General features: G+C 65.4%; 25 protein-coding genes and 1 pseudogene. 11 read left to right on the top strand and 15 right to left on the bottom strand.

Annotated elements, in window-relative coordinates; translation table 11 throughout:
- Positions 1-91: 91 nt before the first annotated feature.
- Positions 92-1,441, bottom strand: coding sequence for a sensor histidine kinase (locus ACT6SE_RS12765; RefSeq protein ID WP_014647596.1), 1,350 nt, complete (start codon positions 1,439-1,441; stop codon positions 92-94).
- Positions 1,441-2,115, bottom strand: coding sequence for a response regulator transcription factor (locus tag ACT6SE_RS12760; protein WP_014647595.1), 675 nt, complete (start codon positions 2,113-2,115; stop codon positions 1,441-1,443). The genes ACT6SE_RS12765 and ACT6SE_RS12760 overlap by 1 nt, the downstream gene beginning before the upstream one ends.
- Positions 2,116-2,325: 210 nt before the next feature.
- Here ACT6SE_RS12760 and ACT6SE_RS12755 point away from each other — a divergent pair, with 210 nt between their 5' ends.
- On the top strand, positions 2,326-2,607 hold the full coding sequence (locus tag ACT6SE_RS12755; RefSeq protein WP_032957412.1) for a hypothetical protein: 282 nt from the start codon (positions 2,326-2,328) through the stop codon (positions 2,605-2,607).
- 80 nt (positions 2,608-2,687) lie between these two features.
- Here ACT6SE_RS12755 and ACT6SE_RS12750 read toward each other — a convergent pair whose 3' ends face one another.
- The 4 genes from ACT6SE_RS12750 to ACT6SE_RS12735 form a co-directional block, all read right to left on the bottom strand.
- On the bottom strand, positions 2,688-3,158 hold the full coding sequence (locus ACT6SE_RS12750; protein WP_032957414.1) for a membrane protein: 471 nt from the start codon (positions 3,156-3,158) through the stop codon (positions 2,688-2,690).
- The gene (locus ACT6SE_RS12745) at positions 3,155-3,721 is read right to left on the bottom strand and encodes a UDP-N-acetylglucosamine acyltransferase (RefSeq protein ID WP_032957416.1); all 567 of its coding nucleotides are present in this window, start codon (positions 3,719-3,721) and stop codon (positions 3,155-3,157) included. Before ACT6SE_RS12745 ends, ACT6SE_RS12750 begins: the two co-directional genes overlap by 4 nt.
- A 189-nt stretch (positions 3,722-3,910) precedes the next feature.
- Complete coding sequence (locus ACT6SE_RS12740; RefSeq protein WP_046431373.1) at positions 3,911-6,052, bottom strand: TonB-dependent siderophore receptor; 2,142 nt, start codon at positions 6,050-6,052, stop codon at positions 3,911-3,913.
- Positions 6,053-6,125: 73 nt separating this feature from the next.
- Positions 6,126-6,770, bottom strand: coding sequence for a TetR/AcrR family transcriptional regulator (locus ACT6SE_RS12735; RefSeq protein ID WP_046431363.1), 645 nt, complete (start codon positions 6,768-6,770; stop codon positions 6,126-6,128).
- 82 nt (positions 6,771-6,852) lie between these two features.
- On the opposite strand from ACT6SE_RS12735, the gene ACT6SE_RS12730 reads away from it, so the two are divergent.
- Positions 6,853-8,376 (top strand): FAD-dependent monooxygenase, encoded by a 1,524-nt coding sequence (locus ACT6SE_RS12730; protein WP_046431361.1) that lies wholly within the window; start codon positions 6,853-6,855, stop codon positions 8,374-8,376.
- Positions 8,377-8,383: 7 nt separating this feature from the next.
- On the opposite strand, the gene ACT6SE_RS12725 is transcribed toward ACT6SE_RS12730, so the two are convergent.
- The 7 genes from ACT6SE_RS12725 to ACT6SE_RS12695 form a co-directional block, all read right to left on the bottom strand.
- Positions 8,384-10,087, bottom strand: coding sequence for a hybrid sensor histidine kinase/response regulator (locus ACT6SE_RS12725; RefSeq protein WP_041864224.1), 1,704 nt, complete (start codon positions 10,085-10,087; stop codon positions 8,384-8,386).
- Positions 10,088-10,272: 185 nt separating this feature from the next.
- Positions 10,273-10,449: a hypothetical protein gene (locus ACT6SE_RS12720; protein WP_172980598.1), complete on the bottom strand. Its 177-nt coding sequence runs from the start codon at positions 10,447-10,449 to the stop codon at positions 10,273-10,275.
- Positions 10,450-10,465: 16 nt separating this feature from the next.
- Entirely contained in the window at positions 10,466-10,714 is a 249-nt protein-coding gene (locus ACT6SE_RS12715; RefSeq protein WP_014647589.1) for a hypothetical protein, read from the bottom strand.
- Positions 10,715-10,828: 114 nt separating this feature from the next.
- Positions 10,829-11,074 (bottom strand): hypothetical protein, encoded by a 246-nt coding sequence (locus ACT6SE_RS12710; protein WP_032957423.1) that lies wholly within the window; start codon positions 11,072-11,074, stop codon positions 10,829-10,831.
- 124 nt (positions 11,075-11,198) lie between these two features.
- Positions 11,199-11,468: a hypothetical protein gene (locus ACT6SE_RS12705; RefSeq protein ID WP_014647587.1), complete on the bottom strand. Its 270-nt coding sequence runs from the start codon at positions 11,466-11,468 to the stop codon at positions 11,199-11,201.
- A 103-nt stretch (positions 11,469-11,571) separates the two neighbouring features.
- Positions 11,572-12,048, bottom strand: coding sequence for a hypothetical protein (locus ACT6SE_RS12700; protein ID WP_046431353.1), 477 nt, complete (start codon positions 12,046-12,048; stop codon positions 11,572-11,574).
- 93 nt (positions 12,049-12,141) lie between these two features.
- Positions 12,142-13,380 (bottom strand): NADH:flavin oxidoreductase/NADH oxidase family protein, encoded by a 1,239-nt coding sequence (locus ACT6SE_RS12695; RefSeq protein ID WP_046431350.1) that lies wholly within the window; start codon positions 13,378-13,380, stop codon positions 12,142-12,144.
- Positions 13,381-13,469: 89 nt separating this feature from the next.
- On the opposite strand from ACT6SE_RS12695, the gene ACT6SE_RS12690 reads away from it, so the two are divergent.
- Positions 13,470-13,949, top strand: coding sequence for a MerR family transcriptional regulator (locus ACT6SE_RS12690; protein WP_046431348.1), 480 nt, complete (start codon positions 13,470-13,472; stop codon positions 13,947-13,949).
- A gap of 16 nt (positions 13,950-13,965) precedes the next feature.
- On the opposite strand, the gene ACT6SE_RS12685 is transcribed toward ACT6SE_RS12690, so the two are convergent.
- Both ACT6SE_RS12685 and ACT6SE_RS12680 read right to left on the bottom strand, forming a co-directional pair.
- On the bottom strand, positions 13,966-15,177 hold the full coding sequence (locus ACT6SE_RS12685; RefSeq protein ID WP_046431346.1) for an MFS transporter: 1,212 nt from the start codon (positions 15,175-15,177) through the stop codon (positions 13,966-13,968).
- 127 nt (positions 15,178-15,304) lie between these two features.
- Positions 15,305-15,724 (bottom strand): HD domain-containing protein, encoded by a 420-nt coding sequence (locus ACT6SE_RS12680; protein ID WP_046431343.1) that lies wholly within the window; start codon positions 15,722-15,724, stop codon positions 15,305-15,307.
- Positions 15,725-15,854: 130 nt separating this feature from the next.
- Between ACT6SE_RS12680 and ACT6SE_RS12675 the strand changes: the two genes are divergently transcribed.
- From ACT6SE_RS12675 to ACT6SE_RS12640, 8 genes and pseudogenes are all read left to right on the top strand, one after another.
- Positions 15,855-16,112, top strand: a complete 258-nt coding sequence (locus ACT6SE_RS12675) for a hypothetical protein (RefSeq protein ID WP_014647581.1) — start codon at positions 15,855-15,857, stop codon at positions 16,110-16,112.
- A gap of 35 nt (positions 16,113-16,147) precedes the next feature.
- The gene (locus tag ACT6SE_RS12670) at positions 16,148-17,827 is read left to right on the top strand and encodes a type IV secretory system conjugative DNA transfer family protein (RefSeq protein WP_014647580.1); all 1,680 of its coding nucleotides are present in this window, start codon (positions 16,148-16,150) and stop codon (positions 17,825-17,827) included.
- A 424-nt stretch (positions 17,828-18,251) separates the two neighbouring features.
- Positions 18,252-18,698, top strand: coding sequence for a hypothetical protein (locus tag ACT6SE_RS12665; protein ID WP_032957008.1), 447 nt, complete (start codon positions 18,252-18,254; stop codon positions 18,696-18,698).
- An 89-nt stretch (positions 18,699-18,787) separates the two neighbouring features.
- Positions 18,788-19,828 carry a virB8 family protein gene (locus ACT6SE_RS12660; protein WP_046431339.1) on the top strand — a complete coding sequence of 347 codons (1,041 nt, stop codon included), beginning with the start codon at positions 18,788-18,790 and terminating at the stop codon, positions 19,826-19,828.
- Entirely contained in the window at positions 19,825-20,604 is a 780-nt protein-coding gene (locus ACT6SE_RS12655) for a TrbG/VirB9 family P-type conjugative transfer protein (protein WP_014037652.1), read from the top strand. The genes ACT6SE_RS12660 and ACT6SE_RS12655 overlap by 4 nt, the downstream gene beginning before the upstream one ends.
- Positions 20,601-21,872: a TrbI/VirB10 family protein gene (locus ACT6SE_RS12650; protein ID WP_046431336.1), complete on the top strand. Its 1,272-nt coding sequence runs from the start codon at positions 20,601-20,603 to the stop codon at positions 21,870-21,872. The genes ACT6SE_RS12655 and ACT6SE_RS12650 overlap by 4 nt, the downstream gene beginning before the upstream one ends.
- Before the next feature lie 14 nt (positions 21,873-21,886).
- Positions 21,887-22,930 (top strand): P-type DNA transfer ATPase VirB11, encoded by a 1,044-nt coding sequence (virB11, locus tag ACT6SE_RS12645; protein ID WP_046431334.1) that lies wholly within the window; start codon positions 21,887-21,889, stop codon positions 22,928-22,930.
- A gap of 3 nt (positions 22,931-22,933) precedes the next feature.
- Positions 22,934-23,411, top strand: a pseudogene (locus ACT6SE_RS12640) (lytic transglycosylase domain-containing protein); the annotation flags it as partial.
- Between the last annotated feature and the right edge of the window lie 565 nt (positions 23,412-23,976).

The following is a 23,976-nucleotide window of genomic DNA, read 5'->3' as shown; positions in this document are numbered from 1 at the left end:
CATTGCCGCAACCTTGCGCATCAACCGCAGTCCTGGCGCGCGGACAGCCAGTAGTCATCCGCGCATAGTCATCCACGTGGAAGCGATGCGCTCAGTACTCCGGCGCCAATGCGCTGGTGACGCCTGGATGCGAGGGGAACTCGACGCGGATCAGGGCGCCACCACCGGGCGCATCCAGAATCGTGACGTGGCCGCCGTGGCGGTCGATCACCTGCCGCACCAGGTTCAATCCCAATCCGGCGCCTGTCTGCCGGGGCCGCAGGCGTTGGAAGGGCTCGAACACGCGTTCGCGCTGGTCGACTGGAATGCCGGGTCCATCGTCTTCCACCTCAAGGCAGCTGCCCTGCACGCGCACGATGATATGACGTCCACCGTGCTCGGCGGCATTCAGTACCAGGTTGGAGAGCACCCGTTCGATGGCACCGGACTCGCCCAGCACCGGGAAGTTCGGTTCCACTGCCACGGCGACCGTCTTGTCGGACTGGATCAGCAGGGGGGCCAGATCGGCGACGACCCGCTTGGCCACGCGGGCCAGGTTGAGGGAGTCCTTCGGTCCATCGGCTTCCATGCGGTGCAGGTCCAGGAGCTGCTCGGCAAGCGTTGCCAGCCGAGCGACTTCCACCGCCAGGCTGCGTGAGGTGGAATCGTCGGTGGCATCGATCTTCACCCGCAGGATGGCGATCGGTGTACGCAGCTCATGGGCGGCGGCGGCGATGAAGCGGCGCTGCCGTTCGTGCCCTTCGTCCAGTCGGTCCAGCGCTTCGTTCACCGCGGTCACCAGCGGTGCGATCTCCACCGGTACGGCGGTCTCTGTCAGACGGATGCCGCGACGGCTGGCAGAGATGTTGCGGGCTTCCTGCGCGATGCGCTCCACGCCAGCCAGGGCGCGGCGCACGATGATCGGGGTCAGGATGATGGTGGCCAGGCCCAGCAGCAGGAAGATCGGCAGGGTGATGATGTGTGCGGCCAGCGCCATCTGCCAGGTCAGCGAATCGGTTTCGCCATGGGCCATGATGGTCAGCTTGCCGGCCGGACCGCTGTGCTGGCGTATCACCACGGCCAGGCCGTCGTTGCGGCCGCGTCCGCGCAGGTCGCCATAGGGAATGCCGTCGAGGGCGCCGACCAGCGAGGCGTAGGCGGGCGGAACGTGGCCGAATGTCACATGTTGGCCCTGCTCATCCTCGGCGATGAACCACGCGCCGGGGACGATCTTCAGCAGCTCGTCCAGCGCCGGCGTGCGTTGCACATACAGCTCGCCCTTGCTGTCCCGACGAACGGCCTCTGCCGCCACCGGGGCGAAGGTCTGGATGGTGTAGTAGCCGCCGCTGTCGACACGCACCAGCACCATCAGCAATGCGAAGAAGGCCACCAGCAGTGCGAGCAGCTGGTAGATCAGGGTTTTGACGATCAGCGGGCGCTTCAGTGAGGGACGAAGCGCCATTACTTCGTTTCCCGCATCAGATAGCCGACACCGCGGATGGCATGGATTTCCACCCCCGCATCCGCGTCGGCCAGCTTGCGCCGCAGGCGTGAGACATGCGAGTCCAGCGTGTTGGAATGGATGCCGTCGTCGAAGCCGTACACCGCCATCTCGATGGATTCGCGAAGCACGGTGCGGCCCAGCCGGCGGGCGAGGGCCGCCAGCACGCGGATCTCGCGGCGCGGAAGCTCCAGTCGCTGTCCGCCCACGCTGGCTTCGCCCGAGGTGGGGTCGAACAGCAGCCGGCCGATGCTCACCGGCTCCACCTGCATGCCGCTCGGCCGGCGCCCGGCCGCGCGGATCCGCGCGAACAGTTCTTCCAGCGCGAAGGGCTTGGCCAGGTAGTCGTCGGCGCCCTCATCCAGGCCGGCGATGCGGTCCGGCAACTGTCCCAGTGCGCTGAGCACGATGATCGGCACCCCCGGATTGCGCCCGCGCAGCACGGGAATGAGCCCCAGCCCGTCACCATCGGGCAGGGTGCGGTCCAGCAGCACCAGGTCGTGTGATCCGGAAAGTGCTGCTTGGCGGGCCAGTGCCAGGGTGCTGGCCAGGTCCACGACGTAGCGCTCCCGCTGCAGGGCAGACTTCAGGGTGGCAGCCAGTTCGGCTTCGTCTTCGATCAGCAGGATGTGCATCGGCAGGCGTCAGGCGGGAAGGAGGCATAAGGTGGGCGGCAAGCGCCGGCACCGTATTACAGGAACATTGCGTGAACATGGCGTTCCTTCGGGGCCTGCCGGTGACGCCGCAACACCCGCTGCGGCGCGGGCCGCCCGGCGCAAGGTTCGCGCAATCCGCGCACTCCAGCCTTGGCGCCCGTTCGCTGATCCCCAACCCCTGGAGTGCCCATGAAGTTGTTCGTCCCGCTGTTGCTGGTTGCCGCCTTGAGTGGCTGCACCACTGCCAAAATGACCGTCACCCCCGATGGCCGCCGTGGTGTTTCCATCGACTGCAGCGGTTCCAGTTCCTGGAGTGGCTGCTACGAAAAGGCCGGGCAGATGTGCCCAGGCGGCTATGTGGTCTTCAGCAAGGATGGCGATGAAGGAAATGCCATCGCGGTGGGCAACAGGAACGGCTTCACCTCTACCCAGATGGCCACCCGCTCGATGCTGGTGTCCTGCTCGCACTGACCTGGGCAGGGGAGGTGGGTTGCCACCTCCCCCTCGATATCCAATACAACGATGCCCCTCGAAAGGGGCATTGTTGGGGGTTACGGCGCTGTCTTCGCTTGTCGCGGATCGGCAATGATGCGCGAGGGCGATCCATACAGCACCAGGACCCGCATGCCGGTGGTGAACACCGGATCGGGGCCCTGCACAACCGTCATCAGGTTGCCGTTCTCCGTCTGCACAACATATTCCAGGCCCTTGGCCTGCGAGAGTGCGCGTTCGGAGGCTGCACCGGCAATAGCTCCGACCACGAGGCCGCCAATGGCACCGATGGCCGCCCCCTGGTCGCTGCCGCCGATGGTGGAGCCGGCCACACCGCCAGCCGCAGCGCCGGCAACGGCACCGCCGCCCTGTGAACCGTCAATACTGACCGCGCGGACGCTGATGACCGTACCGCCGACAGTTCGATTGACCTGTCCCACTGAACCGATGGAATAACTGTCCGTACGCACATTTGGCGCGCAGGCCGTCAGCATCGCAGCAACGGATGCAGCCACCAGCAGGCGCTTCATGGCGCTTCCTGCTTGTTCGGGAACATCGGCTTGGTAATGTCCACGGTTTCCAGCGCCTGCAGGAACTGGGCGATGTTGTTCTGTGCTGAGCGGCTGATCGACTCGCGGGCACGGATTACCCCTGCGAAGGCATAGTTGAACGGAACTTCGCCGGATGCGCTGACATCCTGGGTGTAGACGATGCTGCCGGTTGCACGATCGATCAGCTCGTAGCGGGCGATCGTCTTGGTGGTCATCGATGCACCGAAGCTGGGAATGTCGATCGCCAGAATCTTCACCGACAGGCTCAACTTCACCGGTGCATCGTCGCGGAACACCGCCATCTTATTGAGCGCTTCGGTCAGCGCGTTCTGCCACATCTGCGGCACTTCGTGCTGGGCCTGCGCGGGAATCTTGCCCTTGGCTTCATCCGGACGTGCCAGCGTGACCGTCAGCGACTTCAGTTCGCCATCAATCTTCTTGCTGCTGACCCCGACGTTCGGGACCGAGAAATTGAGCGGCGGATTGGTGGTACAACCCGCCAGCGACACGGCGATGATCGCCGCGAACAGGAACTTCTTCATCCATTTTCCCCTGTGACTACGTTGAAACATCCATGGTGAATCGTGTGTTCGTCGGCAACGTCGATGCTGCACCGCAGCGGTCGCATGAAGACGTGGCTGACTGCGCGCAAGGATACCTGAATTGGGGTGGTCTACCGTCCGGGCAGGCGGCACGCTGGCACGAGATGCCGGCGACGCAGGTGGCTCCGCTCAGAAGCTGTAAGCCGCCTGCACATACACCCGCCGCGGCTCGCCCGGGAAATGCCCGTTGCGCTCGATGAAGCCGCTGGCCGCGTACACCTTGTCGAACAGGTTCTTGACGTTGGCCTGGAACTGCCACTGCTTCCACGTGGTCTTCCAGCTCATGTCGAATACCGTGTATGCCTTGACCGCCTGCCCATCCAGGCTGACACGCTCGCCCACATGGTCGGCGCCGAAGCCGATGGCCGAGTTGATCGACGGCAGGTCGTAGCGCGTCCACACGCCGAGCTTGTTGCGTGGCGCATTGGCGAAGCGGTCGCCGGAGGCATTGGTGATGCCGTTCGGTCCGGCATCCTTCACCCGTGCGTCGTTGTAGGCGTAGGTCAGGTTCACCACCCAGCGCTCGGTCACGTCGGCCAGCAGGTCCAGTTCCATGCCCGTGCTGCGTACCAGGCCCAGTGCAGCGAGTTGGTTTACCCCGCCGATCACCTCGCCGGTGGCCTGCACGATGTTGCTGCGGTCGATGCGGTAGGCCGCCATGTTCAGGGTCACACGGTCGGCCAGCAGGGACTTCAGACCGACTTCCCATTGCCTGCTGCGCTCCGCGTCGAACGGTCCGCCGGCCGCCGGGTTCTGGTTGGTGGCACTCTGCGGCACGAAGCCGCTGGCGATGTTGGCGTACAGGTTCACGCCGTCCCGGACGGTAAAGGTACTGCCCAGGCGCCAGCTGAGATCGTTGCCATCCACGCTGCCGCCACCCATGCGGTCCTGATCCTTGAAGCCATCCCAGCGCAGCCCGGCCAGCACATGCCATCGCGCGCCCAGTGCCAGTTCATCCTGCAGATATCCGCCGTAGCGCTTGCTGCGGGTGGCGGTGCTGCGCCAGGGCAGAGCGGCCAGGTTGTAGTCATGCCAGGTGCTCGCGCCATAGACCGGGTTGAACAGGTCAATGCCCCGCACCGGGCCGGCGCCGCGTGCCAGGTCGGCGCTGTTGGCGGTCTGCGCGGTGAAGTCGGCGTCGAGCTGGTACACGTCGGCGCCGAACAGCACCTTGTGTTCGATACGGCCGGTGTTGATCCGCCATACGGCATTGCCGCTGGCGGTGAAGGCAGTGTTGTCACGGATCTGGTTGCGCAGCTGGCGCGTCATCCACTCGGCCACGCCGTCGCGGTCACGATCAATCAGCCCCATCGGCTCGTGGTACATCTGGTGCTCGTTGTTGCTGAACCAGCGCGCAGCAAGGTCCACGTCCAGGTTGTCGCGCGGTGCGAAGCGATACTGCGCCAGTGCGACCTTGGCGCGCATGTCGAGGAAGTCACTGTCCTCGTTGTGGTTCCAGCGGCGGTCGGTCAGGAAGCTGCCGGCATCGTTCACCGGCACGCCGCGCAGGCGGTTGCCGCCCAGGTTCTGGGTGATGTCGTTGAACTGCAGCACCAGTTCGCCGGTCTGGCCGACATCGAAGGCCAGCGAGGCATCGCCGATCACGCTTTCGCTGTCGGCATTCCAGCGCACGCCCTGCTCGCTGTCGGCATACAGGCCGGCGCGATAGCGAATGCTGCCGCTGGCATTCAAGGGGCCGGTGCCTTCGATCGATCCGGCGCGGAAGTCCTTGTCGCCTGCCTGCAGCTCGATGCGGCGTTCGGCGCGCGCCTTGGGCTTGCGCGTTACATAGTTGATGACACCGCCCGCATCACCACCGCCGTACAGCGCACCGGCCGGACCTTTCAGTACTTCCACGCGTTCGATATTGAACAGTTGCGGCACCGAGAAGCCCGCATAGGGATCACCACGCAGGCCGTCGTAGAGAACGTTCTCCTGGCGGAACCCGCGCAGGGTGACGCCGGCATAGCTGAAGAAGCTGATGCCGCTGATGCTGCGGTACAGATCGGTGACCTGGCGCGCGGCCTGGTCGTCGATCAGCTCGCGCGGCACGACCTGGATCGACTGCGGCACCAGTTCCAACGGGGTATCGGTGCGGGTGCCGACGGCCGCATCGTTGGCACGGTACAGGGTCTGCGCGCGGCCGCGGACTTCGACCTTGTCCAGGTCCTTCGGGGTGTCAGCGGAGGTCTCGGAGGCCAGTGCAGGCGTAGCCAGGGAAAGGGGCAGCGCCAGGCAGAGGGCGTGCTTGAGCGGGGTTGGAAGCGGCATGAGGGGGTCGGGGTGGGCTGCAAATGAGAAAGATTAGCATTTGCAATGCTTCGTGACCTATCCCCCGAGTGCGCTATGGACGCAGGCCCGGGTCGGTATATGGGGTGCCGGCCAAGGCCACCAGCACGCCGGTGCCACCGCGCACGATCAGCTGCAGCATCGCTTGGCGCGGATCCTCGCCCCTCTGCTGGCTGGCCAGTCCACTCTCATAGGCGGCCACCATCGACGCCAGCAGCATGGCTGCGCCCAGGCGTGCCTCCGCGTCCTGCGCGGGCCGACCGGCCGCGTCGGCCATCAGCTGGGCCAGGTCGTCGGCCAGCTGTGCCTGCAGCCGTCGCGCGTGCGCCACCAGCACCGGACTGTCGGCCACGGTTGCCCAGAAGGCCGCTGCACCGGAGTTGATCCGTAACAGCGGATGGCCGCTGTCCAGCAGCTCCCGCACCAGCGATTGGAAGGCGGCCAGCGGGGCCATGCCACGGCGCGCCGCCATGCCTTCGCGAAGCAGGGTCCGGGCCTCCTCATCGCGGTCGAACACCAGGTCTTCCTTGCTGGCGAAATAATTGAAGACCGTCTTGCGCGAAACCCCTGCCGCATTGGCAATCTCGGACATGGACACGGCTTCGAAGCCGCGGCGGATGATCAGTTCGGTGGCGACGTCCGAAATGGTCTGTCGGGTCTCGGTCTTGCGCTGCTCGCGGCGGCCCCGGGGCGGGATCATGGGCGGTTCACTTGTGGAAACGTACACCGAGTGTAACATTGGCGTCGCCAGAGCGCCGGCCCGGCGCTCACAGGGAAATCCCATGTTGTACGACGTCGTCATCGCCGGGGCCGGCCCGGTCGGCCTGTTCCTGTCCTGCGAGCTGGCCCAGGCCGGCTGTTCGGTCCTGTTGCTGGAGCAGGCAGCGTCGCCCGAGACACCCTTGAAACGCCTGCCCTTTGGCTTGCGCGGCTTGAACGTGCCCACCCTGGAGGCCCTGGATCGACGTGGCCTGCTGGATGCGGTTGCCGCCAGTCAGGTGCTGAAGCCGGACAACGGCGCACCGCCGCCCGGCACCGCCCATTGGCTGGCGCAACCGCGGCCGCTGGGCGGCCACTTCGCCGGCATTCCTTTTGCGCTGGACAACGTGGACAGTGCGCGCTGGCGCCATCGCCTGCCGACGCCGGTGCCCACCCAGATGGCGGTCGAGCTGCAGTCGCTGGAGGCGGTGCTGGCCGAGCGTGCGGTGTCACTGGGTGTACAGATCGAGCGTGGCTGCACGGTGCAGGCGGTGCACGCACGCGAAGCACAGATGGTGGTCCAGACCGGTCGCGGGCTGATGCGGGGCCGCTGGCTGGTCGGTTGCGATGGCGCCCGCAGCACGGTACGCAAGCAATCGGGGTTCGTGTTCGCAGGGACGGCGCCGGAGTTCACCGGGCACACGCTGCAGGTCGAACTGGCGGACCCGTCGGTGCTCGTCCCGGGGCGTCAGTTCACCGAACACGGCATGTGCAATTTCAATCCGCCGGGCATGCTGGCGCTGGCCGATTTCGACGGTGGCGCCGGCCATCGCACGCCGCTGGACCGGCACACCGCCCAGGCGCTGCTGCGGCGTGTGTCCGGGCGAGAGGCAACGATCACGGCGTTGCATCTGGCCACCACATGGACCGATGCCGCGCGCCAGGCCACGGCCTATCGCAGCGGCCGCGTGCTGTTGGCCGGTGATGCCGCGCACATGCATTCGCCGTTGGGCGGGCAGGGGCTGAACCTCGGCATCGGCGATGCGATGAACCTGGGGTGGAAGCTGGCCGCGGTGGTGCGAGGTGATGTGGCAGAGTCGCTGTTGGACAGCTATCAGGCTGAGCGCCATCCGATCGGCGCCCAGGTGCTCGACTGGTCACGTGCGCAGGTGGCGTTGATGCGGCCAGGCCCCGGGTCGCGCGCGCTGGCGGCGGTCATCGCCGACCTGGCCGCGACCCGCGACGGTGCCACCTATCTCGCCGAGCGGCTGTGGGGTGTGGCACCGCCACCGGTGCTCGACGGCAGCCATCCGCGGGTTGGCCGAAGCGCACCGGACGTTCAACTGGCTGATGACCGTCGGATGGGAGAGCTGCTGCGTGCAGGGCAGGGCGTGCTGCTGGGGCTCGATACCGGCGATTCGCTCGGTCCGATCATTGAGCGCTGGCAGCGGTCGGTCACCTGCGTGATGTCCACGGCGCGCGACACGCTGGGACTGGGCGCCGTGCTGGTCCGCCCCGACGGTATCGTCGCCTGGGCCTGCGATGCTGGCGGTGACACGTCGGGGCTGGAGCCTTCGCTGGAACGCTGGTTCGGTTCGCTGCGGTGACCGCCCGCTAGGGCGACGCCACCACGGCCTGCGCGCAGCGCCCGGCTTCGGTCATCACCGAGGCCAGCTGCTTCAATGAGTAAGGCTTGCGCAGCAGGGTGAAGCCATGGCCAGGGTCCCGGGCCAGCAGTTCGCTGTAGCCGCTGGTAAGGATCACTGGAAGCCCAGGCAGGCGGCTGCGGATGGTACGGGCCAGATCCAGGCCGTTCATGCCAGGCATCACTACGTCGCTGAACACTACATCGAAGCGGGAGGCATCCCGTTCGAGCTCCGCCAGGGCCTCGTCCGCATTGTGCGCAAGTACCACGTTGTAATCGAGCTCGCGCAGGGCGCCGACGGCAAATTCGGCCACATCGACGTTGTCTTCCACAACCAGCACGCAGACACCGTGACCATGCTGCAGCCCCGGTAGCGTCGCCGGCCGTTCCGTCATTTCTCTCGCCTGCGCCAGCGGCAGGTACAGGGTGAAGCGGGTACCGGCGCCCGCCTGGCTCTGCACGTCCACCTCGCCTTCCGACTGCTTGACGAAGCCGAACACCTGGCTGAGGCCGAGGCCGGTTCCGGCGCCGACGCTCTTGGTGGTGAAGAAGGGCTCGAAGATGCGGTCGACGACGGCGGGGTCGATGCCTGCTCCGGTGTCGGTCACGCTGATCGCGGCGAAGTCGCCCTTCATCGGCGCGGCGAAGCGCACCGAAGGCACCGCGGTTACCTGCTCCACCTCGATGGTCACCCTGCCGTGTCCCTCGATCGCATCGCGCGCGTTGACCGCGATGTTGATCAATGCAGTGTCCAGCTGGGTCCGGTCCAGCAGCACCGGCAACGGCGTGCCGGGCAACGTCAACGACACCTGGATGCGTGCACCCAGTACCGTGGTGATGATGTCCGAAAGCGCGTGCACGCTCTCGCAGAGATCGAAGACCTCCGGCGACAGGCTCTGGCGACGCGAGAACGCAAGCAGTTGCGCGGTCAGCTTGGTGGCGCGGTCCGAGGCTGTGGCAATGGCCTGGATGTAGCGGCGCCGGGTGTCGTCTGACGGCCACGTGTGCAGGAGCATGTCCACCGAACCGGTGATGACCTGCAGCAGGTTGTTGAAGTCGTGGGCCACACCGCCGGTGAGCTGGCCGATCGCCTCCAGCTTCTGCGACTGGCGCAGCTGCTCGCGGGCGCGCACCAGTTCCAGATGGGCCTCCCGCGCCTGCTCGGTGATCGCCGCGACCTGGCGGCTGTGCAGGTCGCGCTCGATCACCCGTTCGGTCTGCTCGCTGACCACGCACAGGATACCGGCGACACTGCCGCAGCCGACGCGCAGCGGTGAATAGGAAAACGTCCAGAAAGTTTCGCGCAGCGTGCCGTCGCGATCCATCATCAATGGCAGGTTCTTGAAGCTGCGGCTGGTGCCGGCAAAGGCGTCGTCGACGGCATGCACCACGTCCGGCCATACGTCCGCCCAGACATCCTCCAGACGGTTGCCCATCGCGCCGTGCAGCTTTTCCCCCAGCATCGGCAGATAGGCATCATTGAAGAAGAACGCCTTGTCTTCCTTGCCCCAGGCAAGCCACAGGGGTTCCGGCGAATCCAGGATCATCGCCAGCAAGGTGCGAAGTTCGGCGGGTGCGCTTGCGGCAGTGGCCGAGCGGGCCCAGTCACTGTCCTGCAGCAGTCGGTAGGCGAGCTGATCAGGTGCGGAGACTGGCAGGGGAAAAGGATGCATGGCCGCCATTGGCGCAGGGAGGTGGCGCAGCATAGCCGAGCGCATGTCATGACGCCCTGCACACCGTGGGCATGAAGGGCCTCGCCACTTCGCCGTTGACGTGGCAGGGATGCACCCTTTGTTCAGCAGGTTGCCGCTATCGCGGCGCAGCGCGAAGGGAGGCGAAGCTGGCCTGATCGGCGGGTCTAGCCCTTACGACCTGCCTGCGCGGTGAGCACATCCCGGCCAGCCTCGGTCAGATCGATATCCCCGTCTTCCGCCTGTACCGCCCATCCGGCGGTCACCGCCCACGTTGCGGCATCGCCGCGCACCGGCTCTGCAGCGGCGATTGCCTGGAGTATTTTCCGCTGTTCCGCAGTCATTTCCACTTGGCGGCCCTCAGATACCCAGCAACGACGCCGGTTGCCAGTCCGACAGGCGGGCGTGGCTGACCGGTTGATGGCAGCCGCACCCGTCACAACGGAACAACGCCCCGCCCGGAAGTTGCACCAGGTTGTCTTCGCTGGCAGAGCTGGTCGACGAGCAATGCCGGCAGGTGACCGTGAGCGCAGTGATGCGCTGCACGCTGCCTGATAGATCGAACACGGCCTCGAACGCGCGAATGACAGGGTGGGCAGTGTCCGGCATCTGAGTCTCGACAGGGTGGGGAGACCTCATCGTCGCGCGCCGGCTGTGATGGAGCAGTCAGCCGGATGCATGGGCGCGATCAAGACAGGCGCGGCAACCGGGCGCGCACCTTCGTCAGGGATTGTTCTTCTTTCCGCTCAGGTCCAGCGGCTTGTCACTGCCCTTGCGCTCGCTCGACCACACTTCCATGCCCTTGTTGCAGCGGCTCTCGCGGGCAGCGACCTCGGGCGGCAGGTCCTTCAGGTGCGGAGACTCCTGGCAGGCTTGATGCATGTTGCTGTCGTCATAGGTGGCGCAGGCGCTGAGCGATGCGAGGGCGATGGCAATGAGGGTCACGCGGAGCGGGGGCTGCAGGTTCACGGGGGGGCTCGGGTGATGCCGGGATGGTCATGGAATTCAAATCCGTGACACCGGGCATGCACAATCGGACCAACCGCACTTGTTATCCTATAACAGATGCGCGATAGTCCGGCCCCTGCCGGCGTCAGGCGATGCAGATCACCAGTACCGTGCACAGCACCAGCATCAGCACGAACACGCGCCGGCTCAGTGCCAGGCAGGCCAGATAGGCTGCGAGCGCCCACGCTGCCAGCAGCGCGCAGGCCATCACCCATAGCCCGATACCCATCATCGAACCCGTCGCCAACGCAGACAGTGCGATGGCCTTGAACAGCGCCACGCCCAACACGCTGCCCAGCATGCCGGCCTGCAAGGCGATGGCATCATGGCGGGCAGGTGCGCGATGGGGGGGCATTGCGGGTCCGGTACGGGCCGAGAGCGCGGCGTCGGCTGCACTGTGCCCAAATGCACATCCACGAAATGTGTTCATCGCGCGCGAAGACCGCGATGAAGCCCGTTCAGTCGAACTCACCCTCGGCGGATTCCAGGCGCTGCCGGTACGCCGCGCGATGCTGGTACAGGCGCTGGCACTCGGCCGACCTGTGGATGCGGCTGCCGGGTTCATTGGCCACCGAGTCGCACATCCGCGCGATGTGATTGTTCTCCGCCAGTTCGGTGACGAAGAACACGGCAGTGATGCCGGTGCCAAGCAGCACGACATACAGCAGACGGCTGAGCCAGCGTGACAATTTCCGCTCGAAGTGCTGCTGGATGGTCAGGTCGAAGCGGATGATGCTGAGCACGATCCAGACGATGGCGACCAGGAAGCAGAGCGTGGGCAGCAGGTCGCGCCAGATGCCTGCTTCGTAGACCGACTCGCTGTAATGGACCGCAGCTCCGGCACCTGCGATGGCAATGGCCAGCGCCCAGTTGCGGCCCAGTGAGAGCAGGTCATCGAGCAGCTTTTCGTGGTTCCTGGTTGGTCCTGCTGCCACGAGGGTTCCTTCTGCGTGTTGCGACCGGCAAACGGGCTGCCGCCGATCGTGCAGATGGTGGGGCATCGATTCGGTGATGAGAAGCCTTCCCGCTCAGTATCCTCTTGCGCGTGCACCGATCCAGCGCCGGTAGCGGCGGGTCCGGCACTTTGCGGCCGCCTGTGCCAGCAGCAGTGCCCAGACGGGCGAAACACCCGGCGCCGTGGGCCGGAGCCTGCTCAGCCGCGTCAACTGGTACTTCACTACGGCCATGTGTGCGCTGGCGGCCAACGGTTTGCTGCGCCAGTCGATGGTGCGCAGTGCCGGCACCGGGTCGCGGCCCTGCTGCCAGCGGTGGGGCAGATCCGGCTCGATCGCCAGCGCGGTGGCGACGCCGACCATGGCCACACCGCTGTCAAGTACCTGATCGGCCACGGCGCGACGGCGGATGCCACCGGTGACCATCAGCGGCATGGTTGCCACCGTGGCGATCTCACGCGCGAACTCAAGGAAGTAGGCCTCGCGGGCCAGGCTGCGCTGGTCGCGCGCGGCACCGGTCATGGCCGGTGCTTCGTAGCTGCCACCGGACAGTTCGACCAGGTCCACGCCGAGCGGCGCCAGCATTTCCACCACTGCGCGCGCATCCTCGGGCGAGAAGCCACCGCGCTGGAAATCGGCGGAATTGAGCTTCACGGCCACCGCGAACGTGGGCGACACGGTGGCGCGCACCCCCTGCACGATCTCCAGCAGCGGGCGCGCACGGTTGTGCAGGCTGCCGCCCCAGCGGTCGTCGCGGCGATTGGACAGCGGCGACAGGAACTGGCTGAGCAGGTAACCGTGCGCGGCATGGATCTGCACGCCACTGAACCCGGCGCGCTCGGCCAGCTCGGCGCTGCGGATGAAGCGGGCGATCACCTCTTCGATGTCCGCCTCGGTCATCGCCCGCGGCGGTGCGAACTGCCTGGACAGCGCGCCCATCTCCAGGGCGACGGCTGACGGCGCGAGTGCCGGTTGGCCGAGTGCGGCCGGCATCTGCCGCCCGGGATGGTTGATCTGCATCCACATCTGCGCGCCCCGTGAGCGTGCCGTTTCGGCCCAGGCGATGAAGCGGTCAAGGTGGCGGTCGTCTTCCAGCACCACGCCGCCGGGGCCGGTCATGGCGCGGCCATCGACCATCACGTTGCCGGTGATGATCAGTCCTGCGCCGCCATCGGCCCAACGCTGGTAGAGCTGCAGCAGTGCAGCGGACGGCGCGTGGTCGGCGTCGGCCATGTTTTCCTCCATCGCGGCCTTGGCAATGCGGTTGCGGATGATGGCACCGGAGGGTAGTGCCAGGGGCGAGAACAGCGACATCGGACAGCTCCAGGACAGGGGAATGGCGCTACGCTAACCTTCAAGTTTTATTGAAGGTCAACAGGCGCCCATGGCGAGGATTCAGGCAGATGAAGATCGGTGAGCTGGCCCGCCTCACGGGCCTCGCGGCGTCGCGCATTCGCTTCTATGAAGACGCGGGGCTGCTGGTGGCGCAGCGCCAGGCCAATGGCTACCGCGACTATCCGGAACAGGCGGTGCTGTTGCTGGAGTTGATCACGGGCGCGCAGCGTGCAGGCTTCAGCCTGGAAGAGATCCGCGCCCTGCTGCCACCGGACATGGGCCAGTGGCAGCATGAGGCGTTGATCGCGATGCTGCAGCAGAAGGTGGCTGACATCGAAGCGTTGCAGCTGCGGTTGGCAGAGAGCAGGGCGCACCTGCTGGCCCTGATCGAGGACATCCAGGCGCGGCCGGACGGCATCGACTGTGCAGCCAATTCGCGGCGGGTGCTGGACCGTGTGAAGCGCGGTGAGCTGGCGCGGCCGACCCTGGTGGCCGGCGATACAGCGTTGCTGCGACCGGATCGCCGTCGCCGCAGAGGCAGCAACTGACGATCCGGCGCAATGTTCAGTGGCTGCCGACGACGGCGGTGCTGCGCTTCTTGTCCAGCATCACCGCCACGCACCACAGCAGCAGGCCGCCGATCGCGGTAGCCGCGCCGACATAGCCGGTACTGGCCGGGCTGAAGCCGGCGCTGATTGCCATGCCGCCCAGCCACGGGCCGAGTGCGTTGGCAGTATTGAAAGCGGCGTGGTTGGAGGCCGCCGCCAGCGTCTGCGCCTCACCGGCCACGTCCATCAGGCGGGTCTGCAGCACCGCCGCCAGTGCGCCCATGGTGCCGACAGTGATGATCATCGGGCCGATGGTCCACACCGACTGTGCGGCCAGCGGATACAGCAGCAGCATCACGATCGACCACAGCAGCACCACGGCGGCGGCCTTGAAGTGGAACTTGTCCACCAGCCAGCCACCGGCGATGTTGCCGATGATCGCGCCGATGCCGAACACGCCCACCGCCAGCGGCATCCACGATTCGGCCACGCCGGTGACCTGCACCAGGGTCGGTGCCAGGTAGGTGAACACGCAGAACATGCCGGCGAAGCCGACCGCGCCGATCGCCAGCGCCAGCCACACCTGGGACGTGTTGAAGGCGCGCAGCTCGCGCATCGGCGAGGTGCGTACTTCATCCGGGTCCGGCAGCAGGAAGCGCGCGATCATCGCCACGGTGGCGATGGCCAGCACGCTGACCAGGGCAAAGGCGGTGCGCCAGCTCAGCTGCTGACCCAGCCAGGTCGTCAGCGGGTTGCCGACCAGGATCGCGATCGACAGGCCCAGCAGCACGCGTGACATCGCCTGGCCGCGCTGGCCTGCGGGACTGATCGCCGCGGCCACCAGCATCGCCACGCCGAAGTAGGCGCCATGCGGCAGGCCGGCAACGAAGCGCGCCACCAGCATCATGCCGTAGTTCGGTGCCAGCGCGCTGGCCAGGTTGCCGACCGCGTAGAAGCCCATCAGTGCCAGCAGCAGCTTGCGGCGCGGGAAGCTGGCGCCGACGAAGGCGAGGATCGGGGCGCCGACCACCACGCCGATGGCATAGGCGCTGATCAGATGCCCGACCTGGGTTTCGGAAATCGACAGGCCGCGGCTGATCTCCAGCATCAGGCCCATGCTGGCGAACTCGCTGGTGCCGATGGCGAAGCCACCCAGTGAAAGGGCGAGGATGATCAGGGTGCGCTGGCGGGGCGTCAGCCGCGCAGCCAGGGAAGAGTTGGGGCTCATGCGGGGGCGCGATGGGGGGCGGGAGCCGCCCATTGTACTGCTGCACTGCAGCAGGAGCAGCAGCACTCAGGGTAAATCAGCGTTTGATCGGTGACACGCCGGCCCGCCGCGCCTCGTCGCGCCCGGCTCAGATGCCCAGCGCCGCCCGGGCATGAGCATACTTTCCGTGCAGGCGCGCGGCCGTCGCCGCATCGAGCATCGCCAGCCGCTGCGGATCGGCGTTGTCATCCAGATCGGCGCGCTTCACTTTCAGTGCCAGCGGGTGGGCGGCAATGCGCGCGTAGTAGCTGTCCGTGTCAGGTGCTGCATCGCGGTTGAGCAGTTGCACCGCCTCGCGCAGCGGTGCGGGAAATACCTCGATCCGCGCGGCAAACGCCGGGCAGTCCTCGGCCACGTCATGCAGCCAGGCCACCACTTCGGCGTCATCGTCGCCGCGCACCGCAGCCGCCACCCGCGCCACATGGCCGATGTAAGGCTGGCCGGCCTTGTCGATCTGCCCCGCGTGGGCCTCGGTGGCCAGCGTGCGGGCAAGTGCTACCCAGTCCATTGCGGTTTCCTTGGATATCCGCGCACAGTTTCGCGCAGAAGCCGCAGCGGTTGTGGATGCGCCCATGACGCTGCCACCGGCATGATGGCGGGGCAGGGGGCGCAGTGTTGCCCCGACAAGGAGGAGTGCGATGCAGGAATTCAGGCATGTGCTGGAAACCCGTGGCCGCTACCAGCTGGTAGCGGTGTCCCACGAGCCGGTGTACGCTCCCGGCGATGTGGTCGGCCATGCGGTCGTCGCCGACGATGGGGATCGTCTGACCGACCTGATATCACTGGCCGAAGCGCGCCAACGCTTGCTGCAACTGGTGCGTGAAGAGGGCGAGGAGCCCGGGCTGGAAAACGAGAACCACCTGCGGAAGAAGGCGTCGCGCTGGCGCCACCGCTAGGCCGTCGCGCCGCGTGCGCATCATGGAGGATTCGGGTGTTGCCCAGTAAGAAGTATCTGCTCATCGCCATCATCACGCTGGCGACCCTGTTGCTTGGTTTCGTGTTCTCCGGCTACTTGACCTTGCTGTTCCTGGGGCTGGACACCCAGCTGTTCACCTGGAACACCTACTACCAGTACGTCCACGCCATCGGCCAACCGCAGGTCGCGCCTTTCGTGGGCAAGATCAAATGGGCGGGCTACGTAGGCTTCGGCCTGCCCCTGCTGGTGCTGCTGGTGGCCGGCCTGGTGCTGCTGCTGAAGAAGGACAAGCGCTCGCTGCACGGCGACGCGCGCTTCGCCACCGGTGCCGACCTGGCCAAGCACGGCATGTTCAAGAAGACCGGCCAGAGCATCGTGGTCGGCAGCCATGGCGGCAAGCTGGTGCGCCTGGATGGCCAGCAGTTCGTGATCCTGGCCGCGCCCACCCGCTCGGGCAAGGGCGTGGGCGTGGTCATCCCGAACCTGCTGGAGTACGGCGAATCGCTGGTGGTGCTGGACATCAAGCAGGAGAACTTCGACCTGACCAGCGGCTGGCGCGCCAGCCAGGGCCAGGAGATCTACCTGTTCAACCCCTTCGCCGAGGACCGGCGCACGCACCGCTGGAACCCGCTCAGCTACGTCTCCGACGATCCGGCCTTCCGGGTGTCGGACCTGATGAGCATCGCCGCGATGCTGTACCCAGACGGGGCCGAGGACCAGAAGTTCTGGGTCAGCCAGGCACGCAATGCGTTCATGGCCTTTACCCTGTACCTGTTCGAGAACTGGGACGACGAGCGCAGCAGCGGTTTCCCGGGCGGCGCCGGCACGCCCACGCTCGGTGCGGTGTACCGTCTGTCCTCCGGCGACGGCACCGACCTGAAGAAGTACCTCAAGACCCTGTCGGAGCGACCGTTCCTCAGTGCCAATGCCCGTTCGGCGTTCGCCAACATGCTGTCGCAGGCCGATGAGACCTTCGCCTCGATCCTGGGCACCTTCAAGGAGCCGCTCAATCCCTGGATCAACCCGGTGCTGGACAAGGCCACCAGCAGCAACGACTTCCTGCTGACCGACGTCCGCAAGAAGAAGATGACCATCTACATCGGCATCCAGCCCAACAAGCTGGCCGAGAGCCGGCTGATCATCAACCTGTTCTTCAGCCAGCTGATCAACCTCAACACCAAGGAACTGCCCAAGTCCAACCCGGACCTGAAGTACCAGTGCCTGCTGCTGATGGACGAATTCACCTCGATCGGCAAAGTGGAGATCATCGCCTCGGCGGTCTCCTACATGGCCGGCTACAACATCCGTCTGCTGCCGATCATCCAGAGCATGTCCCAACTCGACGCCACCTACGGCCGGGAAGTCTCTCGCACGATCATCACCAACCACGCGCTGCAGATCCTGTACGCGCCGCGCGAACAGCAGGATGCCAACGACTACTCGGACATGCTGGGCTACACCACGGTGCGCAGGAAGAACGTCACCCATGCCCGCGAGAAGACCCACAACTTCACCGAGGAACGGCGCGCGCTGATGCTGCCGCAGGAGCTGAAGGCGATGGGGCCGGACATGGAGGTGTTCCTGTACGAGGGCATACCTCACCCGGTGAAGTGCGACAAGATCCGGTACTACAAGGATCGCTACTTCACCTCGAGGCTGCTGCCGAAGGTGGACGTTCCGATGCTGAACGTCTAATTCACGTCGCTGAATTTGTGATCACCATTCGTAGTTAAGAATGTGAATTCGTGATTTCGGTCAAGAATTTGGCATTTGTTCATGGATTTTCAGACTTGTCTGACATGGAATTGACGCGTGGTTGTGCGACCCTGTGCATGCCGTTCAGAAATGTGTGATGGATGGCAGATGTTGTAGAGCAGGGTGGCCAGGAGTTTGTGCCATGAAACAAGGATGGTTTCGACGTTGGTGAGGTATGCGGGTGTGTCGTCGGCAGTGTCTGGCGGCCCCGCGACTTGGTTGGCAGCCGTTGGCTGCAGGGGAGCCGGAGCAGGTGTGCTGCCAGTCAGTGCGTCGCTCCGATTCCGGCGTGCGCGACGCAGCGCCGGACGACCAGGGGGCCAATGCTCGGGACTGCTTTTTCGTACGTCAAAGTGAAGCCCGTATGAATCAGGCGTTTATCGCGAAAATGTCCATCGCCGCAGTGGCGGCGTTGATGGTGGCCGGTTGCGCCACCAAGTCCGCTCCCGATTTCGGAGGCCGCTGGAAGCCGGTCAACCGCTTTGCTGCGGCACCCACCGAGATCCCGCTGTACTCCAGCTACGTTTACCAGGCCTCGCCGATGGATGGCACGCTCAAAGCCATGCTCGAGCGCTGGGCCAAGGATTCCGGACGCACGCTGGATTACCGCCTGAGCTCGGACTTCACCCTGTACGGCGCGGTCTCCAGCATCGACACCACCAACGCTCAGCAGGCCGTGATCGATCTGACGGCGGCCTATGCAGCGCAGGGCATCTCCGTCTCCATCGTTGGCAACCAGATCGTTGTGCAGAGCGCTGGCTCGACGCCGACCGCGTCGGCACAGGGCGCTGATTCCAACAGCGGCACCTGAGTCCACCTCGAAATCATCGAACGTGCCGCTCCCCGCGCCTGTCGCAGGGGTGCCACGCCCATTGATGTTTCAGCAGTACGGAAGAACCCATGTTCCGCAAGAAGGATCCCGGCAATAGTCCCAAGGTCGAGCAGTCGGTCGCCAAGGCGGTCAGCTACGAGATCACCGTGGCCGACATGGCACGCCGCAGCGAGCGGCGCGCATGGTGGGTCGCCACAGGCTCGTTGCTGATGTCGCTCGCACTGGCGGGCGGCTACTACTACATGCTGCCGCTGAAGGAAAAGGTGCCGTTCCTGGTCATGGCCGATGCCTACACCGGCACAGCGACCGTCGCGCGGTTGAGTGGCACCTTCCAGGGCGAGACGATCACCACCAACGAAGCGATCAATCGCAGCAACGTCGCCCAGTACGTGCTCGCGCGCGAATCGTATGACTCGGCGGTGATGGGCCTGCGTGACTGGGAACTGGTGTTCGTGATGTCCACCGATCCGGTGGCGCAGTCCATGCGTGTCCGCTATGCCGGCAACAATCCGCAGAACCCGTTCGTGATGTACGGTCGCGAGCGCGCCATCCGGGTCAAGATCCTCAGCATCACGCCACTGGGGGCCGAGCCGAACGGCAGCTTCCGCGGCGCTTCGGTGCGCATCCAGCGCAGCCTGCTGGACAAGCGCACCGGCGTCTCTACCTACCTGGACAACCAGCTGGTGACGATGCGCTTCAGCTACAACCAGAACCTGGCGCTGTCCGAACAGGATCGCATCCTGAACCCACTGGCGTTCCAGGTCACCGAGTACCGCGTCGACAACGACTACTCGCGTGGCGTGCCGGTGCCGGATGACGGCGCCATGCAGGCGCAGGCGCAGCAGGCCGCACAGGCGGCGCAGCAGGCACAGGGTGTCTACGATCCCAACAATCCGGCCGCGGCCACCATGATCGATCCGGCCACCGGCCAGCCGGTCGCGGCTCCGGTCAACGGCCAGGTGCCGGGCCAGCCGGTACAGGGTCAACCCATGCCGGGTCAGCCGGTGCAGGGGCAAGCAATGCCGGGGCAGGTCATGCCCGGACAGCCGGCCATGAGGCCGGCGCAGAACAATTCCACCGGAACTGCTGATGGAGCAAGCAACCGATGAGTAGTCGAAATATCAGGGGAAGCGCGCTGGCGCTGCTGTCGATGTTGTCGTTGCTGTTCTCAGCAGCGGCGATGGCGCAGGCGGTTGACCACTACGAGTACGAGAAGGATCGTATCTATCCGGTTCGCACCGGCCTGGGCCTGACCACCCAGATCGAGTTGAGCCCGAACGAGAAGATCCTCGACTACAGCACCGGCTTCAGCAGCGGCTGGGAACTGACCCGTCGCGAGAACGTGTTCTACCTCAAGCCGAAGAACGTCGACGTCGACACCAACATGATGGTGCGCACCGAGACCCATTCCTACATCTTCGAGCTGAAGGTGGTGGCCACCGACTGGCGCCAGCTGGAACAGGCCCGTCGTGCCGGTGTGCAGTACAAGATCGCCTTCGTCTATCCGAACGACACCGTGTTCGGCGTCGCCCAGGAAGCGGTCGAGGAAGAGGCCAAGCCGTTGTTGAGCTCGGAACTGGCCAAGGACCGCCAGTACAACTTCAACTACTCCTATTCGACCAGCAAGGCGAAGAAGATGGGGTGGCTGATCCCGGTCAACGCCTATGACGATGGTCGTTTCACCTACCTGAAACTGCCGAATTCGCCGGAGTACAAGACCGGCATCTTCCCGGCGGTGTTTGGTCGTGAAACAGAATACGGTGAAGACTTCGTGGTCAACACCACGGTTGAAGGCAATACGCTGATCGTGCACGGGACACACCCGTACCTGGTCATCCGCCACGGCGACTTCGTCGTCGGCCTGCGAAGGAACGTGAAGAAATGAGCCAGCAGAACACTCCCGGAAACGACCCGAACAACGGACGCGACGAGAGCCAGAGCCCGTACGGCGCACAGGGTGCTTCGGACGCGCAGTCGAACCCGTACTTCGGCACGACCCAGGCCGAGCCTGCGCCGGATCTGGATGCGGCCGCGCCGCAGCTGCGCTCGGCCGAAGAGCAGCGGCTGAACCGCAAGGCGCTGCTGTTCCTGGGCGGCATCGTGGTGCTGCTGGTGGCCATGGGTTTCCTGCTGTTCCGCAAGGGCCAGGATGACAAGGACGCTGTGCAGAAGGTGCCGGACGTTGCGCGCGTGTCTACGCCGACTCTGCCGGACGCCGTGCAGACGAGTCCGGTGCCCTCCCAGGCCATGCAACCGGTTGATCCGATTCCGATGACGCCGCCGCTACCGCCGCCGCCGCTGGATTCCACCCCGCTGTTCGTTCCCCAGTCCGATTCGGCGCGCGAGATTGACCGTGGCCCGACTTTGCTGGACCGCCGCATCGGCTCCGGGAGCGGGGTGGGTGGTGGTGATGGACAGGATGGCAACGGGAGCAATGGCGGCCGCGGCATGGATGAGTACACCCGTGCCATGCTGGCCCAGCTGCCCAACAATCAGGCGGCGCCGGCAAAGGTTCGCCGCGGCCCGGACGTCGAGGATGTCTCCAGCGCCACCTACATCCAGAGCCCCGACGCGCTGCTGGTGCGTGGCACCTACCTGCGTTGCGTGTTGGAAACCCGAATCATCACCGATCTCGCCGGCTATACCTCGTGCCTGCTGACCGAGCCGGTGTACTCGATCAACGGTCGCAACCTGCTGCTGCCGAAGGGCTCCAAGATCTATGGCGCCTACGGCGGCGGTCCGATGGGCAAGCGCGTGGAAGTGATCTGGGATCGCATCACCACTCCGAATGGCATCGACGTTGCGATGTCCAGCCCGGGCGTGGATCAGCTGGGTGGCGCCGGTCATCCGGGCCAGTACAGCGCGCACTGGGGCAGCCGTATCGCCTCGGCGCTGATGATCAGCCTGATTTCCGATGCCTTCAAGTACGCAGCCGCCGAACACGGTCCGGAGACCACCACCATCGCCAATAACGGCATGACGGTGCAGTCGCCCTATGAGAGTGCTACCGCACGCACGATGGAGCGCCTGGCCAACGAGGCACTCAGCAGCAACCGTCGTCCGCCGACCGTCACCATCAACCAGGGCACGATCGTGAACGTCTACGTCGCCAAGGACGTCGACTTCACCAACGTGCTGCACCCCCGCCGGTAACCCAACGAACGATCATGGACGCTGAAGTGTCACCCCTCGCCCTCGTCTCCAGCGATTTCCTGCGCTATCAGTACGAAGTGCTGGGCATCGCCGAGTACATGACATCCCCGGAAGTGACGGAAATCTGCATCAACCGTCCCGGTGAGCTGTACCTGGAAACGCGGGCCGGGTGGCAGCGGGTGGACGTGCCGAGCCTGACCTTCGAGCGGGCCCGGCAGTTCTGCACGGCGGTGGTGAACGAGAGCAACACCGGCCAGCGCATCACCGATGCCGATCCGGTCGTGTCGCTCACGTTCCCCACCGGCCAGCGTGCGCAGTTCGTGATTCCGCCGGCATGTGATGCAGGGAAGGTGTCGATCACCATCCGTTTGCCGTCCAAGCACACCAAGTCGCTCAGCCAGTATCACGAAGATGGCTTCTTCAACCAGATCCTGGAGAGTGATGGCAGCATCGGCGAGCAGGATCGCGAGCTGCTGGAGCTGCGCCATTCGCGCGAGTACGCCGAGTTCTTCCGGCGTGCGGTGATGTACCGCAAGAACATCGTGGTATCCGGTGCGACCGGTAGCGGCAAGACCACCTTCATGAAGGCGCTGGTCAACCATATCCCGGACAGCGAGCGCCTGGTCACGATCGAGGACGCGCGCGAACTGTTCCTGACCCAGCCCAACGTCGTGCACCTGTTGTATTCCAAGGGTGGACAAAGCACCAGCAATGTCAGCGCCAAGAGCTGCATGGAAGCCTGCCTGCGCATGAAGCCCGAACGCATCATCCTGGCCGAGCTGCGCGGTGACGAGGCGTTCTACTTCATCCGCAACTGCGCGTCCGGTCATCCGGGTTCGATCACCAGCTGCCATGCGGGCAGCCCGGAGCAGACCTGGGACCAGTTGGCGCTGATGGTGAAGGCCTCGACCGAAGGTTCGGGCCTGGAATTCAACGTGATCAAGCGACTGTTGATGATGACCATCGACATCGTCGTGCATATCAAGGCGCATGCCGGCTCGCGCTACATCACCGGCATCGACTTCAATCCTGGGCGTGCCCGGGGGCAGGGGGGCTGAAGGATGCTGCCAGGACTGGAAATGATGGCGTGCCCGGAGATGGCCGTGTCGATGGATGTGATGCAGCACGTCATCAACGTCGAATCGTCGCGCAATCCCTACGCGATCGGCGTGGTTGGCGGTGCACTGGTGCGCCAGCCCAAGGCCTTGGATGAAGCACTGGCGACGGTGCGCATGCTGGAAGAGAAGGGCTACAACTTCTCGATCGGGCTGGCCCAGGTCAATCGCTACAACCTGGGCAAGTACGGCCTGGATTCCTACGAGAAGGCCTTCCAGCAGTGCCCGAACCTGCAGGCAGGTTCGCGCATCCTCGCCGAGTGCTACAAGCGCTCCGGTGGTGACTGGGGCAAGTCGTTCAGCTGCTACTACTCGGGCAATTTCGAGACCGGCTTCCGTCATGGCTACGTGCAGAAGATCTACGACTCGATCCGCCGCGGGCAGCAGGTCGCCAGTAATGGTGTCGCACCGATCGACGTGGTCAGTCGGGGGGAGCGCCGCGCGGTGAAGGTCGAGCATCACCCGCAGCTGGCTTCGCCGGCGCAGGCCCGCATCGTTGCGCAGTCCAATGGCCCGGTGTACGTGCCGTCGGAAGATCCCGCACGCGCCTATGTCGTGTACCCGTCCACCGGTGCGATGGCGCGGGGCAGCCTGCTGAATCTCGCCGACCAGGCGCTGTCCAAGGTGGTGCTGGGTTCAGTGGACAGGATGATGCAGCCTCAGGCGCAGCCCAGCCAAGGGCCCGCCTATCCCCAGCAACAGGCCGGTGGCATGCCGCAGCAGCTGCCTCAGCAGGGTGCTGCACAGGCGATGGCCATGCCGCAGCAGCTGCCAAGTGCTGCTGGCGCCGGCAATGAGGGGCCAGTGATGCTGCGGCCCTGGAGCGAGCGCAACCAGCCTGTCGCCGGTGGCGACAATTCATTCAACGCACCGGTGCAGGCTGCGCCGGTGCAGCAGATTCCCGCAGGGGATGCGGCCTTCGTGTTCTGACGAAGTCGTGGTGCGGCCAGTCCCCCGGCTGGCCGATTCAGTTGTGTTAGTCCATCAAC

The organism is Stenotrophomonas sp. LC732, from assembly GCF_052446685.1.
GTDB lineage: Bacteria > Pseudomonadota > Gammaproteobacteria > Xanthomonadales > Xanthomonadaceae > Stenotrophomonas > Stenotrophomonas muris.
The sequence above is the reverse complement of the archived record's forward strand: the minus strand, read 5'-3'. Positions and strand labels throughout refer to the sequence as shown.